The 17,657-nt window shown below is 44.8% G+C and carries 17 protein-coding genes and 2 tRNA genes; 9 read left to right on the top strand and 10 right to left on the bottom strand.

Annotated elements, in window-relative coordinates:
• Positions 1-771: 771 nt before the first annotated feature.
• From OCU74_RS07170 to OCU74_RS07145, 6 genes are all read left to right on the top strand, one after another.
• On the top strand, positions 772-1,959 hold the full coding sequence (locus OCU74_RS07170) for an ABC transporter substrate-binding protein (protein ID WP_087479074.1): 1,188 nt from the start codon (positions 772-774) through the stop codon (positions 1,957-1,959).
• A gap of 130 nt (positions 1,960-2,089) precedes the next feature.
• A complete protein-coding gene (locus tag OCU74_RS07165; RefSeq protein WP_087479073.1) occupies positions 2,090-2,959 on the top strand; it encodes a branched-chain amino acid ABC transporter permease in 870 nt (289 codons plus the stop codon).
• A 4-nt stretch (positions 2,960-2,963) separates the two neighbouring features.
• A complete protein-coding gene (locus OCU74_RS07160; RefSeq protein WP_087479072.1) occupies positions 2,964-3,935 on the top strand; it encodes a branched-chain amino acid ABC transporter permease in 972 nt (323 codons plus the stop codon).
• Positions 3,932-4,714: an ABC transporter ATP-binding protein gene (locus tag OCU74_RS07155; protein WP_087479071.1), complete on the top strand. Its 783-nt coding sequence runs from the start codon at positions 3,932-3,934 to the stop codon at positions 4,712-4,714. Before OCU74_RS07160 ends, OCU74_RS07155 begins: the two co-directional genes overlap by 4 nt.
• Before the next feature lie 3 nt (positions 4,715-4,717).
• Positions 4,718-5,440: an ABC transporter ATP-binding protein gene (locus OCU74_RS07150; RefSeq protein WP_087479070.1), complete on the top strand. Its 723-nt coding sequence runs from the start codon at positions 4,718-4,720 to the stop codon at positions 5,438-5,440.
• A complete protein-coding gene (locus OCU74_RS07145; RefSeq protein WP_087479069.1) occupies positions 5,440-6,153 on the top strand; it encodes an aspartate/glutamate racemase family protein in 714 nt (237 codons plus the stop codon). The genes OCU74_RS07150 and OCU74_RS07145 overlap by 1 nt, the downstream gene beginning before the upstream one ends.
• A 63-nt stretch (positions 6,154-6,216) precedes the next feature.
• On the opposite strand, the gene OCU74_RS07140 is transcribed toward OCU74_RS07145, so the two are convergent.
• The 6 genes from OCU74_RS07140 to OCU74_RS07115 form a co-directional block, all read right to left on the bottom strand.
• Positions 6,217-7,005: an alpha/beta fold hydrolase gene (locus tag OCU74_RS07140; protein WP_087479068.1), complete on the bottom strand. Its 789-nt coding sequence runs from the start codon at positions 7,003-7,005 to the stop codon at positions 6,217-6,219.
• Positions 7,006-7,030: 25 nt separating this feature from the next.
• A complete protein-coding gene (locus OCU74_RS07135; protein ID WP_087479067.1) occupies positions 7,031-7,684 on the bottom strand; it encodes a Vat family streptogramin A O-acetyltransferase in 654 nt (217 codons plus the stop codon).
• Between the two features lie 43 nt (positions 7,685-7,727).
• The gene (locus OCU74_RS07130; protein WP_200807638.1) at positions 7,728-8,315 is read right to left on the bottom strand and encodes a DUF1294 domain-containing protein; all 588 of its coding nucleotides are present in this window, start codon (positions 8,313-8,315) and stop codon (positions 7,728-7,730) included.
• A 37-nt stretch (positions 8,316-8,352) separates the two neighbouring features.
• Positions 8,353-8,892: an MOSC domain-containing protein gene (locus OCU74_RS07125; protein ID WP_087479065.1), complete on the bottom strand. Its 540-nt coding sequence runs from the start codon at positions 8,890-8,892 to the stop codon at positions 8,353-8,355.
• 33 nt (positions 8,893-8,925) lie between these two features.
• A complete protein-coding gene (locus tag OCU74_RS07120; RefSeq protein WP_087480051.1) occupies positions 8,926-9,462 on the bottom strand; it encodes a nucleotidyltransferase family protein in 537 nt (178 codons plus the stop codon).
• Between the two features lie 194 nt (positions 9,463-9,656).
• Complete coding sequence (locus OCU74_RS07115; RefSeq protein ID WP_087479064.1) at positions 9,657-10,832, bottom strand: NAD(P)-dependent alcohol dehydrogenase; 1,176 nt, start codon at positions 10,830-10,832, stop codon at positions 9,657-9,659.
• Between the two features lie 497 nt (positions 10,833-11,329).
• On the opposite strand from OCU74_RS07115, the gene OCU74_RS07110 reads away from it, so the two are divergent.
• Positions 11,330-12,481 carry an MBL fold metallo-hydrolase gene (locus tag OCU74_RS07110; RefSeq protein ID WP_087479063.1) on the top strand — a complete coding sequence of 384 codons (1,152 nt, stop codon included), beginning with the start codon at positions 11,330-11,332 and terminating at the stop codon, positions 12,479-12,481.
• A gap of 48 nt (positions 12,482-12,529) precedes the next feature.
• Here the strand turns inward: OCU74_RS07110 and OCU74_RS07105 are convergent, their stop codons facing one another.
• Positions 12,530-13,276: an SDR family oxidoreductase gene (locus tag OCU74_RS07105; RefSeq protein ID WP_087479062.1), complete on the bottom strand. Its 747-nt coding sequence runs from the start codon at positions 13,274-13,276 to the stop codon at positions 12,530-12,532.
• 414 nt (positions 13,277-13,690) lie between these two features.
• The gene (locus OCU74_RS07100; RefSeq protein WP_087479061.1) at positions 13,691-14,599 is read right to left on the bottom strand and encodes an AraC family transcriptional regulator; all 909 of its coding nucleotides are present in this window, start codon (positions 14,597-14,599) and stop codon (positions 13,691-13,693) included.
• Positions 14,600-14,935: 336 nt separating this feature from the next.
• On the opposite strand from OCU74_RS07100, the gene OCU74_RS07095 reads away from it, so the two are divergent.
• Positions 14,936-16,027, top strand: coding sequence for a Gfo/Idh/MocA family protein (locus OCU74_RS07095; RefSeq protein WP_087479060.1), 1,092 nt, complete (start codon positions 14,936-14,938; stop codon positions 16,025-16,027).
• 98 nt (positions 16,028-16,125) lie between these two features.
• Here the strand turns inward: OCU74_RS07095 and OCU74_RS07090 are convergent.
• Together OCU74_RS07090 and OCU74_RS07085 are read right to left on the bottom strand one after the other, a co-directional pair.
• Positions 16,126-16,202: transfer RNA gene (locus OCU74_RS07090), tRNA-Val, on the bottom strand.
• A gap of 19 nt (positions 16,203-16,221) precedes the next feature.
• Positions 16,222-16,298, bottom strand: a tRNA-Val gene (locus OCU74_RS07085).
• A 253-nt stretch (positions 16,299-16,551) separates the two neighbouring features.
• Here OCU74_RS07085 and OCU74_RS07080 point away from each other — a divergent pair.
• On the top strand, positions 16,552-17,640 hold the full coding sequence (locus OCU74_RS07080; RefSeq protein WP_315972451.1) for a GGDEF domain-containing protein: 1,089 nt from the start codon (positions 16,552-16,554) through the stop codon (positions 17,638-17,640).
• Positions 17,641-17,657 lie beyond the last annotated feature (17 nt).

Here is a 17,657-nt window from a genome sequence, read left to right as displayed (position 1 = left end):
ATTTAAATAAATATTAAAATTGTCATAAACAAATGAAAATCAATATTATCAAGCTGTTTACTCAGTATTGTACCTCTATATATTTCCACAATTCAATCATGGTTATTTAAATAACAAAGTAAATAATAATCTGATATTTTGCTAAGCTTCATCTCTTCGACCCCGATAAGAAATCAAGTCACCAAGATATTTTCCCCAGAGCCAATTTTTTGATCTCATTTTCATTCAGATTCTTGGCACTCAAAATGCCACTAAATTGTATACAATTTACATTCTATTTAAAAAAAGAGTCTCCCAATACTTCCCTCTAAGCATCCTTACTCAATTTGTACACAGCACATCAAACCACATGTTAAAAATACAAAAATGACACATTACCCATTGAATTATAAATATTTTCTAAGGAGAGCTCAGTAACACCAATCAGGAATATTGCACACCTGTACAATAATTGAACCATTTTAGGTCAGGCTGTTTGTTTACGGTGCACAAAATCTGTGAAATATCAGTTCATTCCAAGATATGGCGTAATATCAATACGATAAATACATGATAAAAAACTCATTAACTTATTGATTTTATAACACATGCTCAAAGTCCTACCACTTTTCACCGAAACTGGCACAGCTATTGCACACAATACAAACATTAGATTGTTCACAAAGATAAAAGTAATTGTAGACAATTCTAGCGGAATGGATTTTAGATTTAGATGTTTGGTGCCGGTCGGAGACTGGCTTCACGGTATGAAAATAGTAAATGGAGTTTAGAATGAAAAAATATCGCTTCCTGAAAGCTGGTCTATTGGCAGGTATGGTCAGTGTTGCCATATCTGGTTCTGCACTGGCAGCAAACCCTAAATTAAAGATCGGTTTTGTCGGGGTAACTTCAGGCCCGGCAGCAGCCTGGGGGATCTCGAACCAGCGTTCAATGGAAACCCGTGCCGACTGGCTCAATGAAATGGGTGGCGTCACTATCGGTGGTACAACTTACGATATTGATATTGTCGCTTTTGATGACCAGAAAGATCCGAAACGTGCTGTTGCCGGAATGGAAAAAATGGCACAGGAAGGCGTTCACTATGTGGTCGGTCCGAATGTCGATGATGGTGCAGCGGCGGTCCGTCCGGTTGCTGAGCAAAAAGGCATCATGTATTTCCCATATGCATTTCCAAAATCTTTGTATACAGCTCCTGCTTCGAATGCAGTTCTCGGGATGGTTGCCAACTATCAGTCCGGTCCGGCAATTTACAAATATCTGATGGACCACAACGGTATTAAAAACGTCGCATTTGTTGCAGCCAACGAATCCGATCCACTGAGCCAACGCGACGGTGGTGTCGAAGCAGCGAAAAAGCTGGGACTGAATGTCGTATCCAGTAACGTCACTTATCAGGTCGATACCACGGATTTCACGCCGGTTCTCCTGCCAGTGGTCAAATCCCGTCCTGATCTGCTGGTTCTTTCCGGTGTTTCTCCGGCCAATGCTCCTCAGCTCATTCGTTCTGCACGTGAACTGGGTTATACCGGCCTGATCTCAACGGAAACCGCTCAGGATGCCAATGTCCTGAAAGAAGGTGCTGGCGATCTGGCCAATGGTTTTATCTCTGTCGGCGGAGCATCAACACCTGAACTGGCTTCTGACACTATGCGTGAATTCGTGAAACGTTATACCAAGAAGTTCGGCGAATATAACGATGAGTCCAACACCAAAGTTTACGCACTGGAATACATCATCGATACGCTCAAAGCAAATCCAGCGGCTCTGACTGATGTGAAACAGTTCCAGAAGACAATGAATAGCTTTGAAGCACCAAACCCATACATGGTTGGTGATGCAAAACTCAAATACGTCGGCAGCACTTCCTTTGGTCAGAAGAGACAGCTTTCTGTACCTCTGGTTGTCAACACATACAGCGATGGCAAGTTTAAAACTCTGTTCGTTGCTCAGGTTGACTAATCATCTCGCTGATTCTGTAAAAAGTGGCACTGTCTGAAGTGCCACTCTCTTCATACAGAATATTGACAGAACAGAATGTGTATCAAACAGAATTCTTATTAAATAGATCATCTATGGAACATAATTTCTTATGGAACAGATCATTGTAAACGGACTTTATCTGGGCGCACAGTACGCGTTGATTGCACTGGGTCTGACACTCATTTTCTCGTTAATGAATGTTATGAATTTCGCCCACGGGCAGATGTACGTACTTGGTGGTTTTGTCACCTACACCGTTGTCTCCCAGTTTAATGTCCCTTTTTTTCTTGCCCTGATTTTATCCGGGGTCGTATTAGCCGTCGTCGGAGCCCTGATTGAAAAATTCCTATTCCGTCCGGTGATCAAAAAGTCCAAGCGGGACGAGAGTACCATGCTGCTGGCTGCCGGGATTGGTTTCTTCCTCGATGCGGTCATTTTGCTGGTTTTCGGCGAAAAACAACGCGGCGTCCCTAAAATCATCAATGGTGTGTTTAACTGGGATTTCAAAATTATCATGCCGTACGACCGGATTCTTATTGGTGCGATTGCCATGGCAATGATCGTTGCCTTTATGCTCATTATGCACTATTCAAAAGCCGGCCGGGCAATGCGTGCTCTGGCTCAGGACAAAGTCGCCGCAACTTTAATGGGTGTCGATGTCGACCGTTATCAGATGATTGGTTTTGCGCTCGGAGCGATGTTAGCCGGAATTGTTGGTGGTCTGCTGGTTACCATCACTGGGATCAACCTCGGCATGGGCGGTCCAACGTCCACCAAAGCATTCATTATGATCATGATCGGCGGTGCCGGTGTTATTCCGGGAGCTATTATCGGTGGTCTTATTCTGGGAATGATGGAAAGTGTCGGCCTGTCCGTACTATCTCAGTATGGCGATATTACTTATCTGCTGATCTTCGCATCATTGATGGTATTTCTTGCGATTAGACCTCACGGTTTAATGGGTAAACCTTGGGGGTAGTCTCATGAATAAAAAAATACTCAGCCGCATTGCAATTTTTGTGATTGCCGTTTATCTACTGGTGCCGTTATTTATCAGCCTTACCGGACGCTCGGACTTTTATTACACACTAACCTCCGTTGCTCTGCTGTCGATTTCTTCTGCGGGTGTATGGCTGACCTTCTATATTGGTCGGATCAATATTGGTCAAGGCGCTTATTCATTAGCCGGGGGTTATGTCTCTGCGGTTTTAATCACCCAGTACGGTTATAGTTTCTGGTCAACACTTCCGCTGGCCGGATTATTCTGTGCCGGACTTTCGGTATTTATCGGCCTGCCAATCCTGCGCTTACGTGGTGTCTATTTCGCGATGGTTACACTGATCCTGACTGAAGTGATGCGTCTGACCGCACTGGCTCTGCCCATCACGAACGGAGCAAAAGGGATTACTTCACTCCCCTTGCCCGGAGCATTAGAAGTCTTCGGTATCACGCTGATCCCGGATTTCAGTACGCTGGAAAATCCGAAAATTGCGTTTTATCTGATGGCAATCACTATGATGATCATCGTTTATGCGGTGTTATGGCGGATTGTAAACTCGCGTCTCGGTCATCTGTGCCGTTCCTTACAACAGAATGAAGAACTGGCTTCATCAATTGGAGTGAACACCACTTATCTGCGGGTGCTGACCTATTCGATTTCATCATTTTTCGGTGGGATTGCCGGCGCCAGTTTTGTGGCAATTACACAATCGGTCTACCCGTCATCGTTCCAGATCGCCGATAGTATTAACTTCATGCTGAACTGCTTCCTCGGCGGTCTGGGTTATGTATTCGGCCCGATGCTGGGCACACTGATGCTCTACTTCGGCTGGGATTTACTGTTCATGATTGGCAAGTATCAAATGCTGGTTTACTCAAGTCTGTTGATTATTCTGATGCTGTTCCTGCCAAACGGTGTGCTGAGTCTGCTGGAAAGGAAGGAGAAACGTTCATGAGACCTATACTTGAAGTGCGTAACGTGACCAAACGTTTTGGCGGGCTAACGGCTGTAAACGATGTCAGTTTTCTGGTCAAGAAAGGAGAAATTCTGTCGATTATCGGCCCGAATGGTGCAGGTAAATCAACCCTGTTTAAGCTTATTTCATCTTTCCTGAAAACCAGCAGCGGTATGGTGCTGTTCCGGGGAGAAAGGATCAGTAATCTGGCGCCTCATACGGTTGCCCGGCGTGGCGTAGTCAGAACCTTTCAGGAAACCACGATTTTCAAATCCATGACCGTACGGGAAAACATTATTGTTTCTCATCATTTACAGTCAAAAGCCTCATTGCTCGGGTTCTTTCTCGGCACCCGTGCAGCCAAAACTGATGAGGCGAAGTTTGGTGAATCGGCAGATAGAATTATTCATCTGCTTGGTCTGGAAGCCATTGCCCACGAATTAGCCTCAAACCTGCCACAGGGACACTTACGAGTGCTGGGCATGGCGATTGGCCTCGCGACCGATCCTTCGATCATCTTGCTCGATGAACCGTTTGCCGGTCTGAACCACGATGAAACCATGCGTCTGGTAACACTGGTCAAACGTTTAAGAGATGAACGTGGTGTCACGGTTCTTCTGGTCGAACACGATATTCCGGCAGTTATGAAGATCTCAAACCGGATTGTGGTGCTGAATTTTGGTGAAAAAATTGCCGAAGGTTCACCCCAGGAAATTCAGAATAACCCCAAAGTCATCGAAGCCTACTTAGGTTCCGAAGATGTTGCCGTAGGGATTTAAACGATGGAAGAAATACTGAAACTCGATAATGTAGAACTCTACTACGATCATGTTTACGCACTCAAAGGCGTCTCAGTACACATAAATGAAGGTGAAACGGTTGCACTCATCGGTGCCAACGGTGCCGGAAAATCTTCGATACTGAGAGCGATCACCGGACTTTCTAAAATCAAATCGGGTTCGATTCACTATCAGGGCGAACGTCTGGACGGCACACCTGCCAGCCAGATCGTCGGTCGTGGAATTGCCATGGTGCCGGAAGGCCGCCGGGTCTTCCCATATATGTCGATTAAAGATAACTTACTGATGGGTGCATTTACCCGGACCGATAAAGCCGGGATTGCCCAAACGCTGGAAAGTGTTTTAGAACGTTTTCCCCGCTTAAGAGAGCGTTATTCTCAACAGGCCGGAACACTGTCCGGCGGAGAACAGCAGATGATGGTCATCGGACGTGCGCTGATGGCAGCGCCGAAAGTGCTGCTGCTGGATGAACCGAGTCTGGGAATTGCCCCGAAATTAGTTCAGGAGATTGCCCGCTCGATTGTGGCAATTTCACGAGACCAGAAAGTGAGTGTATTGCTGGTAGAACAGAACAGTCGCATGGCAATGTCGATCTCAAACCGGACTTATGCGCTGTCAACCGGTTCTATCGTTTTAGAAGGTGAGTCCAAAGAACTTATGAATGATAAAAGAATTAAAGAAGCTTATTTAGGTGGAGACATTTAATGCGAATATTAGTTGTAAACCCTAATACAACGGCCAGTATGACTGAAAAAGCCTGCATTGCCGCCCGGCTGGTTGCATCCGAAGGCACTGAGATTGTTGCAGTCACATCACCCAGTGGCCCCGTTTCTATTGAAGGGTATTACGATGAAGCCATGGCTGTTCCCGGCATGTTACAGGCCATTCAGTCACAACAGGATTTTGATGCGGTGGTGATCGCCTGCTTTGACGATACCGGTCTGGACGCTGCCCGCTGCCTGACAGACAAACCGGTGATCGGCATTGGTGAAGCCGCTTATCGTGTTGCGTCGATGCTGTCGAATAAGTTCAGCGTCGTCACCACCCTCGCCCGCTCCGTCCCGGCACTGGAACATAACCTACATCGCTACGGCATGGAGAGACAATGTATCCGGGTACGTTCTTCTGAAATTCCGGTACTGGAACTGGAAGATGAAGGCTCAGGTGCGGTGGAAAAGATTGCGCAGGAAATTGAACAAGCGATAACCGAAGATCGCGCCGAAGCCATTGTTCTGGGCTGTGCCGGTATGGTTGATCTGGCAGATAAACTATCGGAACAGTTCTCCATCCCAGTACTGGATGGCGTCACCTGCGCCGTTTCACTATGCGAAAGCCTTGTCAGACTTAAAGCCAGAACCACCCGTCAGGGCGGCTACGCTCCTCCTCCAGCTGAGAAAATCAGAAGCTGCCTTGTTTAATTCATAAGATAAAACCACCTTCACAGGTGGTTTTTGGTATTTAGATGTGGTGACAAACCCAAATTACACAGACTGTTCATCTCTCTTAAAAATACGTTTCACAAGCGCAGAAAACAGCTCTGGTTTTTCCTGTGGCAACATATGATTTTCACCGGAGATCACTTCAATATCTGCAATTTTTGCCAGTTGAGCCGTACTTTTTGCAACCAGACGGAAAATATCCCGGGTTTCAGCCCCGTAACCGACCACCATGGGTGTACTGATTTCCGTAACAGCAGACGGTTCGATAGCAGGTTGTTCCTGTTGATTCAACTGATGGGCCAAAGTATAGGCCTTAGCAAGCTGTAACGCTTTCACCGCCGGTTCCTGAGCAGCAAAATACCCCGGATGATTACCCGAACCGTCAATCAGGGATTCGACCGCCAATTCCAGATTACCGGCAGAATAATGGGCAAAGACACTGCCAAACATCATGTTTGCATCTTGCTGCCAGATTTCCATGTCTTTTTCTGCTAAACATCCGGGATAACCGGGTTCATACAGAAAAACGCTGGATAACGGCAACGGCTCACTGACCAGCATATTCAGAACGACATCTGCGCCATAAGACCAGCCAACGATATTGATTGGTTTATTCTCGGGCAAGTCTGATAACAGTTTTGCAAGATCAGCGGCATGAGTATTCAGTCCGAATCCACCCTCATCCGGCTGTTCAAAGTGACGCAGACTCACTGCAATCACATCAAAATCTGATGCTAAATATTGAATGTGAGGCAACCACATAGAGCTATCCGTAAGTGCGCCATGTACTAATACGAGATAATCACCACTGCCCTTTTGTATATAATTCACTAAATCTTTTCCTTTGAGGCCAAATTTACACAGACTCACCAGCAACCGGCATACAACACCGGAGAGCATCAAGATCACAACCAACAATGGCTTCAAGGTTGGCAGTAATTTTTTCTGCACTCCAATCCCACCATGCTATTTCCAGCAGCGCATTAACGGTGTTTTTATCAAACCGGTATTTAATCACACGGGCAGGATTGCCGCCAACCACACTGTAAGCCGGAACATCCGTCACGACGACAGACTGACTCGCGATAATGGCACCGCTGCCGATTTTAACTCCCGGCATAATTGTCGCGTGATAACCAATCCAGACATCATTGCCTATTTCCGTATCGCCTTTGTAGGGCAAATCTCCTGCTTCAGGCATAACTTTCTCCCAACCGTGACCGAAAATTTGAAATGGATAAGTAGAGAAACCAGACATTTTATGATTCGCGCCATTCATAATGAATTTAACATCTTTTGCAATGGCACAGAATTTCCCAATGACCAGCTTATCGCCAATAAACGGAAAATGATAAAGCACATTATTTTCGAACCGCTCCGGACCTTCCGGATCGTCGTAATAGGTGTAATCTCCGACAATGATATTTTCACAAGAAATATAATTCTTCAGATATCCAACCTGAGGAAAACCTTTCATCGGTTCTTTATCTTCCGGACTCGGGCCTTTCATAATACCTCCGGTGTATCAATAAGTTGTTGGTTGAAGGCAGATATCATCGCATATTGCCCAGTAGATACAGAATTAACTCATGGCCTGAGATTGAAAAAGTCAGGCTAAACAAACCAATATTCAGAAATATGGTGACCCAAAGAATTGACTTAAATGGTTGTTTTTGCGATTTGTGGCGTAATTGATTCTGTGCCAATAATGCACCGGGCCAACCGCCGATCAACGACAGCATATGAAGGACATTCTCCGATGTACGCCAGCCACCAGTTTGAGCCGCCTGCTTGTCCCATGCATACATCAGATAAGTAAATAGACTCAGAGAGAAATACAAAGGAACAAAAATCCATTGGCCATTGAGTACCACAACGGACGCACACACAAAAACCAGAAATGTTGTCCCGAATAAGACGGTTACAGGTAATTTATCAATGCCATCAAATCTCACATCTGTTGCATTTATTCGTCCTTGTTTATCTTTCGTCACTTCGAAAGTGACCTGATCATTCAGCTTAGGACGTTGAGAAACACTCCTGAATGACGAAATATGAACAAACACTCTAAGTTCGCTATTTAAAGCAGAGATAAATCCATATCCTTTTGAGTCATTCCACTTAACAATTTTACCTTTCATTTCAATCTCTTTAAAGAATGCCCGCTAAATCAGGCCTCTAAACCCGTTCAAGTTTTTCAAAAGGCTCCTCCGGATAGATGATCTCAATATTATCCCCGCAGGTTACACGCCCTCCGTTTTCAACGATGCCCATCACCCCGGCTTTACGGACAACATGACCGGCGCTGTCTTTCGTTAATACCGCAGACAGTAAACCTTTTTGATACGCTTCAATCTGAGGACACGGATTACGAAGGCCGGTAATCATAATTTTTGCACCACTCGGAAATTGTAAAACGGTTCCTTTGGGTAAACTCAGTAAATCGATCCCACGGGTTGTGATATTTTCACCCAAAGCAGCCGCTTCTACCTGAAAACCCTTTTCCTGTAACTCCTGAAATAACTCACTATGAATAAGGTGAACTTGTCTGAGATTCGGCTGAGTAGGATCAACTTTAACTCTTGATCGGTGCTTAACGGTTTTTCCCCGATGGGCATCCCCTTCGACACCTTCTCCGGCAATCAACGTGATCGAATCAACAACTGATTTTGAAAATGTATGTGCTTCACTTCGGCTTACAGCAATCACTTTGGGCATATTTCCTCCGGTAACGTATATAAGAAGTGAGTCCTACGACTCAACTTTTAGTACAGGCCAGTGTTCCAGCCAGTTTTTTGCTTTCATACGACTTTCAAAGACTGAATATGAGCGTTTGGGATTTGGTGTGAGTTTCAAAGCAAACAGAGAGTCAAAACCAAACGCTGAAATACACTCATATTCATTGGTTCCGATCTGTCGTATGCCAACGGCAGTCTCTTTTTCCGGCCAGTAACTCATTGCATCAACAGAACTCAGATAGGGTTCATCACCATTACGAAGATGCATCAATGCTTGGTTACGAACCTGCCAGTTAAGCGTGTGGATTTGTTGACTCAGTTTAGATTCGTAAATCTGGTATGTATCCACACCGTTTTCAGACGGATCAAAGTATATGACATCAACATCGTTCAGTGGTGTGGACGTTTCAAAATGATGCAGGTGATCCCACACGAGATTCCGGACGAATCCTGCGGCAATGTAACACTGAGGAAGCCCTAGCTGAGAGACATATTCCAGCGCTTCACGTCGCAGCGGATCTTGCTTCATCAGTTCGATAATCGTGTTCATATATATCAATTCTTCTGGGAAAACAGTGTCAGAGGCAGGCATTACGGTTTTCATCAGTGCCATATTAACACCAGCTACATATAATCAACTAATCTAATACTGACGGATTCATTTATCTTAATCAATGGTTACACAAGCATGAAAAAACCCGCGACAAAGCGCGGGTCTGAACTTCAGCAGAGGAAACATCTGAGTTAGATGGTTGATGCATCAATTACATAGCGGTAACGGGCATCTTTGTTGACGACTTTGTTCCATGCATCATTCACTTCACCGGCATCGATAATCTGTATTTGCGGGTGAATACCGTTTTTCGCACAGTAGTCCATCACCTCTTGTGTTTCGGCAATACCGCCGATGAGAGAACCATTCAGATTAACGCGGTTTCTGATCATCAGGAAGTTATTGACTGAGAGCTGACCTCTGATTGGCATGCCTACCTGAGTGAACTCTTTGAATGGTTTTGCCAGACTCGCATACGATGCGATATCAAAGTCGTAAGGAATTGTAGAGATCACATAATCCATCTGACCGTTATAAGGCAACAGTTTATCCAGTGTGTCAACGACGATAACTTCTCTGGCACCGAAACCTAAAATATCCTGAACTTTAGAAGCACTGGTTGTAAAGGCATACACTTCAGCACCTTTCGACACGGCCAGTTTGACTGCCAGATGCCCTAAACCACCGATACCAACGACACCGACTTTATCGCCGGGTTTAAAGTTAGAACGCATCAGCGGCGAATAAGTTGTGATTCCCGCACAAAGTAGCGGTGCTGCGTGCTGGAGATCAATACTGTCAGGAATTCTGATAGCAAAGTGATCACGAACAACAATATTGGATGAATAACCGCCCTGAGAAATACCAGTCGGCGAAGATTGCTGTGGTGAACCGTATGTATATACGGTTTCGTTGCGTTCACACAGATGTTCTTCACCATGTGTACAGCTATAACATTCCATACAGCTGTCAACCATACAGCCAACACCGGCTTTATCACCAACTCTAAATTTAGTGACCTTTTTACCGACAGCAGCCACGATACCGGCGATTTCATGTCCCGGAACCTGAGGATATTGCTGTGGCTGCCAGTGACCGCGCTCCTGATGGATATCTGAGTGGCAGATACCACTGTATTTGATATCAATCAGAATATCGTTGTCGCCCAGAGGCCGACGTGGAAAAGTCCATTCCCGCAATATTCCTGTGCTGTCCGTCGCGGCTAATCCCCGGCTTTGGATTGCATGTCTCAGTTCCTGAGCATTGACTGTTGCAGACTGCAAAGCCATTCCGCCCCCCAATGCAGCACCGGCACCAGCCAGCGCAGCTTTCTTCAGAAACTCTCGTCTTTGATTCTCTTGACCCATGATTTATACTCCCGATGATAAAAATCTACACAATCGACCCTTGGTTGTTGATATAACGTTTTATCGCAGTCACAAAATCATTGTTCAGCCCGACCGCATACAGCTCTTTACGTGACACAACAGTGCAACCTGAGTCATAGCAACCAATCTAATTACACACTTTTTGTAAGTCCAATACCTATAAAACATGGCATGCCATGCCTCAGTTACATTCCTGTGTCAGACCCCGTGGCATCAGGGAATGGGAAAAAAGAAAATTTAAACCTTGTAGGATTAGGCAAGAATTAAAGAGTTTTATTACTATCTCGGAAGGGTTACTTCGATAGAATATTATTGAGCATTTTATATACTATGCAATTATTAATTATCATAGTAATCAATTCATTAAGAAATCCAGAAAAATTAATTTGCCCTCTTTTGAGGAAGCCAGACTTCAACAAAAACAACGGTAATTGATTCTCTGAAAATGTACGAATAGACCAGTGGAGCTTGGGAATATGTTTATTATCGTGATTCTGTTACTGATCGCAGGTCTCTACTTTTATCTCCGGCGACCTCAGTTTACTCAGCCAATCGTTCATCCGGAAAATTCATCGGCCGCGCATCATGATTCGAAAAGCATCAACGGCGTATTCCAGAATAGCGATCCGGTTCCGGTAATGGTTCGAGAACAGAATTTCTTTGTCGGTCTGTTTAAGTTTCTGTTTGAAAAAGTCGAGCACTCCAAACCACAACAGGCATTACCATCGGTCAAAACAGATCTCCTGACTCTGGATCGAAAAGACAATGTCATGATCTGGATGGGCCACTCTTCCTATTTTATTCAACTGGACGGACTGCGCTTTCTGGTTGATCCGGTATTGAGTGAAAATGCTTCACCTGTTCCATATACCAATCTTGCTTTCCGGGGCAGTAATATCTATCAGCCTGATGATATTCCTGATATCGACTATCTGTTAATCACACATGACCATTGGGATCATCTCGACTACCCGACAGTTAATGCACTGCGTCATAAAATTAGTCAAATCATTACACCTTTCGGTGTCGGTTCTTATTTCCGGCAGTGGGGATTTTCAGCAGAGAAGATTTTTGAAGGTTACTGGTATGACTGCTTTCGGGAGCAGAACATTGAAATCCACATATTACCGGCACAGCACTTCTCCGGACGTTTACTCAAAAGAAATAAAACCCTGTGGGGTTCAATTGCATTGATAAGTCCGAATCATAAGATTTATCTGGGAGGTGACAGCGGTTATGGCAAACATTTTGCGGAAATCTCGGCCAAACTGGGCGCATTCGATATCGCTGTATTAGAGACCGGACAATACAATACTGCCTGGCCTTATATCCACATGATGCCGGAAGAAACAGCTCAGGCGGCAGCCGACTTGCAGTCAAAGGCTTTACTGCCTTCGCACAACTGCAAATTCAAATTATCCAAACACACCTGGTATGAACCGCTTGAACGCATTACTCAGGCCAGTGAACAACAGAATTATCGTCTCTTGCTGCCTTTAATCGGAGCAGGCATCAATCTGGACGATACCACGCAAACTTTCACAACCTGGTGGCGGGAACTCAGTCCGGTTGTAGAAGCAACGGAAATTCAGCAGCCCAAAGTACCGGATTCCGGTTCAACATTTTGACCGGACAAAAAAACGAGCCTTCGCTGGCTCGTTTTTTATTTTCGGAACTTATACTATCTGATTCGTCGGACGAATCAGCATCTCACTGACGGCTACTGTACTTGGTGTGCCAATCACATAAGCTACCGCATTGGCAATATCTTCAGGGTTCAGGCCAATTCCCGGAATTTGTGCGGCATCTCTTAAAGACTCACCAAATTCTTTATCACTGATTGTGGTATACAGTTCGGTGTTGACCAATCCCGGAGAGATAATTGTAGAGCGAATATTGTTTTCACGCTCTTCCTGACGTAACCCTTCCATAATTGCACGGACAGCAAATTTAGTCCCACAATAAACTGCTGAACCGGGATAAACGACATGACCAGCAACAGAATCCGTTGAAATAATCAAACCGTCTTTCTGTGCTCTCATAACTGGCAGTACAGCAGCAATACCATTCAGTACACCCATGATGTTGATATCAAGCATCGCTTTCCATTCATCACGGTGAACTTCGCTCAGGTTGGCTGTCGGCATAATCCCGGCATTATTGTAGATCGCATCAATACGACCATACTTATCCATCGCCAGTTTTGCCAGATTTTCCATATCTTCCGGTTTTGTAACATCAGCGACCTGATAACTAATATCTGCGCCAGGCAGTGACTCGGCCAGTGCTTTCAGACGGTCTTCACGACGTGCACCGATAACAAGTTTTGCACCATCCTGTGCCAGACGGCGAGTGGTTGCTTCACCAATGCCGCTGCTTGCACCAGCAATGATAACGACTTTATTCGCAATATTATTACTCATCAGTTTCTCCAAAGTTTTGTTCAGTCAATTCGCTTCAGAGCGTGCTACAAAACCTTTTCAAAAGATTACTACGCCCTGTGATATAGGATTTTTGTTACTAGTGACATTCATTCGGCCACCTTGTAAATCTGTTAAAGAATATATAGGAAAGTTGGTATGTAACGGTAGATAGATCTTGCATCTTTATTGCCTGATCGTCCAAATTCATTCTCTAACCCTCAGGACAAAGAGCCTGCAATGTATATAGTCTTAAATCGGAAATTTGCAAATAAAGTAGTCATATTCATAAAAAAAGACCTCTCTATACTCATAAAAAGAGCAATAAGTCTTTTCATGAGTAAATTTGAGGCCTCTAAAAAGTTGATGACGACGAGAAATAATTGCCTTATCGACCAATTTTCATCATGTCATACATCACCATGGTGCATGACTAATCTCAGCTGGAGTGACACCCCGGCCGCGCAGTTGCTTCGCGTCCACTGACGGTGTAATACCGAACATACGGGTATATTCCCGGCTAAAATGAGAAGGACTTTCATACCCGACTTTATAAGCTGTATCACCAACATCAGCACCACCGACCAGAAGCTGTCTAGCCTCTTGTAAACGCAGTGTTTTCTGGTACTGAAGTGGTGTCATTCCGGTCGCTGCTCTGAAATGACGATGTAGTGACGATAGACTCATCCCGGACTCTTCAGCCAGAACATGGATTGGAATTGCCCGGGCATAATGTGTGCGAATCCAGCGAATAGCCTGCCGTACTTTCATAACACGGTTATCTGTACCTGCAATCTGACGCAATATCGATTGCTGAGATCCCTGCAACAAACGGTAGAGAATTTCCCGGTCAATCATAGGAAACAAAAATGGTATATCATCCGGGATGTCCAGTAATGTCATCAACCGCCACAATGGCTCCAGCAATGTTTCAGTTGCCGGTGTAACCGCATAGCAATTTCCCTCTTGCTGGTGCAATGTCCCAGGAAAACGGGTCACAATATCTGCAAGTTTGTCGGTATCCAGTGTCATGTTAATCGCGATATACGGCTGATGCTCACTGGCCTCGATAATCCGGCTGGCAATTGGCAGTTCAACCGAATTCACGAAAAAGGAAGCCATCTCATAACGTAATACATTCTGTCCTATAATCGCTTCTTTCGCCCCTTGCAGAACCAGACAAAGCATTGGTTCATGCAATGTTGAGACCGGACATGTCGTTCCCGTTGAAGCAAAAACGGAAACACCGGAAAAAAGCGTAACACTTTCCCCAAGAACCATGTATTTCTCGACCTGAGATCGTATTTTTTCAATCCAATCATTCATTCCATTAACGGCCTATTTCTATTGAGTAACAAAATCACCTCACCCACTAACGATCTGACACATTTGTTTCAGCAGTCTGTCTCTTATTTTGTACTGTTTCATCTCCGGCTCGTTGGTCTTTACCACTCGGATTCTGAATTATATTGAGAGGATCAGGCAGATGATTGAGATTATCAGGTGCGCGTATCAAAGCAAAGTTACGGTAGATTACTGCTTAGCGACTGCCTTCACTTCACGTGAACAGCACAATGGAACACTCTACTAGGGCTGCTGAACTTCCAAGGTTGAACTCTGCGGAACAGCTCTAAATATAATTGAAAAATGGAGGTATATATTATGGCAGATCAACGGATTCGGGTTGGTTTTATTGGATTAAATCCTGATAGCCACTGGGCTGCAACTGCTCATCTTCCGGCCCTACAGTCACTTTCCGACAAATTTACCATCGTCGGTGTTGCCAACAGTAGTCAGGAAAGTGCTCAACGTACCGCTTCCGCATTGGGTTTACCTCATGCATTCGCAGATGCTGAAGCATTAGTCAACTCGCCGGATATTGATCTCGTTGTCGTGACGGTAAAAGTACCGCATCACCTGCAATTAGTAACTGCTGCATTGAACGCCGGTAAACATGTCTATTGTGAATGGCCGCTGGGTAATGGTCTCGCTGAAGCCCGTGAGCTTGCTAAACTAGCAAAAGAAAAAGGTGTTGTTGCGGTAGCAGGTACACAAGCCCGTGCGGCACTGGAAATTGAACATCTGAGCCAATTGGTTAAAGACGGATTTGTCGGTAAAGTTCTTTCCACGACACTAATCGGGTCCGGAGGTAACTGGGCGGGAGAAACCATCGACGATTATTACTATCTGTTCGATAACCGTAACGGTGCAAATATGCAAACTATCCCGTTGGCTCATACCTTTGCAGCAATGCGTGATGTGTTGGGTGAATTCGGTTCGCTGGATGCACGTTTTATCAGTCAGTTTGACGCTGTAACAGTCACCGATACCGGAGAAACCCGTCCTAAAACAGTTCCCGACCAGATTCTGGTTCAGGGAACACTTGCCAGTGGCGCAGCACTTTCAGTTCATTACCGCGGCGGAGTTTCCCGTGGCACGAATCTACTCTGGGAAATCAATGGTACGGAAGGTGATATTCAGGTAACCGGTGGTCTGGGTCATGCACAGATGATTCAGCTCACGGTTAAAGGTGCTAAAGGTGCACAGAAAGAGTTGGAGCTACTCATGCCAGCAGAAGACGACTATCAGGGCTGGCCGGAATCAGCAACAGTACGCAACGTTGCCCGCATGTATACCCGGCTTTATCAGGATATTGAGACGGGCAGCCGTTTGGCACCCAATTTTGAAGACGCTGTCTCCCTGCATGAAATCATAGATACTATTGAGCAGTCAGCCAGTCAACATGAAAGTTAAAACATTCAGTTGAAAGCGATCCGTTTGAAAGCAGTCTGTGAAAAGACAATCTTCTGAAACTAATAAAGCCCGCAAGATGCGGGCTTTATCTGAAATTCTGGTGCGTCTGAGTGGACTCGAACCACCGACCCCCGCCATGTCAAGGCGATACTCTAACCAGCTGAGCTACAGACGCAGATTGTGCTTTCTTGTAATGGTGCGTCCGAGTGGACTCGAACCACCGACCCCCGCCATGTCAAGGCGATACTCTAACCAACTGAGCTACGGACGCATCAATCAAGAACGGGAAGGATATTAACGACAGTCTTAGCGTTGTGCAAGAAAAATTTCCCTGAAAATGAACTGATTGCCTTTAAGATCACCAACATGGAAATTTTTTGTTCAATTCGAAGTAATTTTCACCAGATATCGGCATAATCTTTACGGATATAAATATAATTTATGTCTAATTTTGTGACATTCACCCATAAAACCAGTTGAACTATTACAACGATTGCGTAACATACGCCAATTGGCTAGAACATATGCAGAATGCTCTTAAAATGGATGATCGGTTACCCAATAAATCATACTTACTCAGAACATCTGTTCTTTCCGGTATCAGTCTATTTTTAACATTGATTGCCCTGTTCTTTGCTATCTTTCATTTTGTCCATCAAAACGAATACGTTATGGCTTTCGCCGAATGTATTCTCTCGGTTTATTCCTGCTCAGTTTATACCCGGATCAAACAGAAACGGTATTCTCAGAAATATATCCTTTCTTACGCTTATTATCTGATGTTCATGCTGCTTCTCGGCACATACTCGCAACCTGTCACTCAGGGACTTTTTATCTGGAGTTCTTTTGCGCCAATGATGCTGTATTTACTACTAGGCATCAGGCACGGTATGTACACAAGTGGAATATTTCTGCTGATCCAGTCCGTGATTATCGCCATCAAATTTAGTCACAATGACACCTACAACATGCTAGAAAGCATGTTTAATCTCGTTCTGTGTTACGTTGGCATCTGGGTAGTTTCTCATCTGTATGAGTCAAACCGGTCAGACATTGAAAACTCACTGATGTATTTGGCTTCCAGAGATTCACTAACCGGAACACACAATCGCTTATCCTTATCGACAGCGTTTCACCGTTTTACGAGTACGAAAAAAGAGAAGCAACATCTGAGTCTGTTGATTCTTGATATCGACTATTTCAAACAGATCAATGACCGTTTTGGTCATGACATCGGTGATAAGGTACTGATAGAAACCAGTCTGATTATTAGTCGTATTGTCGGAGATGAAAATCTCTTTCGCATTGGTGGTGAAGAGTTTTGTATTACTCTGTTTGACATGGATCTTGATGAAGCAAAAAAAATCGGGGAAAAACTACGCCATACCGTGAGTAGCCATCTGTTCAGCTTCGGAGACAAACGATTACAACTGACACTAAGCATCGGTATCTGTCGTTACCGTAATGGCGACAACCTTTCGGACATCCTGAAACTGGCAGATATTGAGCTTTATAAGGCTAAGAAAAACGGTAAAAATCAGGTACGGATCTGTCAAACCGGTGCTAAAACGTCAACAACCGAAGAAGAGGTCGAACATTACGAATCGGTTTAACACCGCGCCACACAGAT

The sequence above is a fragment of the Vibrio mangrovi genome (genome assembly GCF_024346955.1).
GTDB lineage: Bacteria > Pseudomonadota > Gammaproteobacteria > Enterobacterales > Vibrionaceae > Vibrio > Vibrio mangrovi.
Note: the sequence above shows the minus strand (reverse complement) of the source record. Positions and strands in the feature narration are given on the sequence as shown.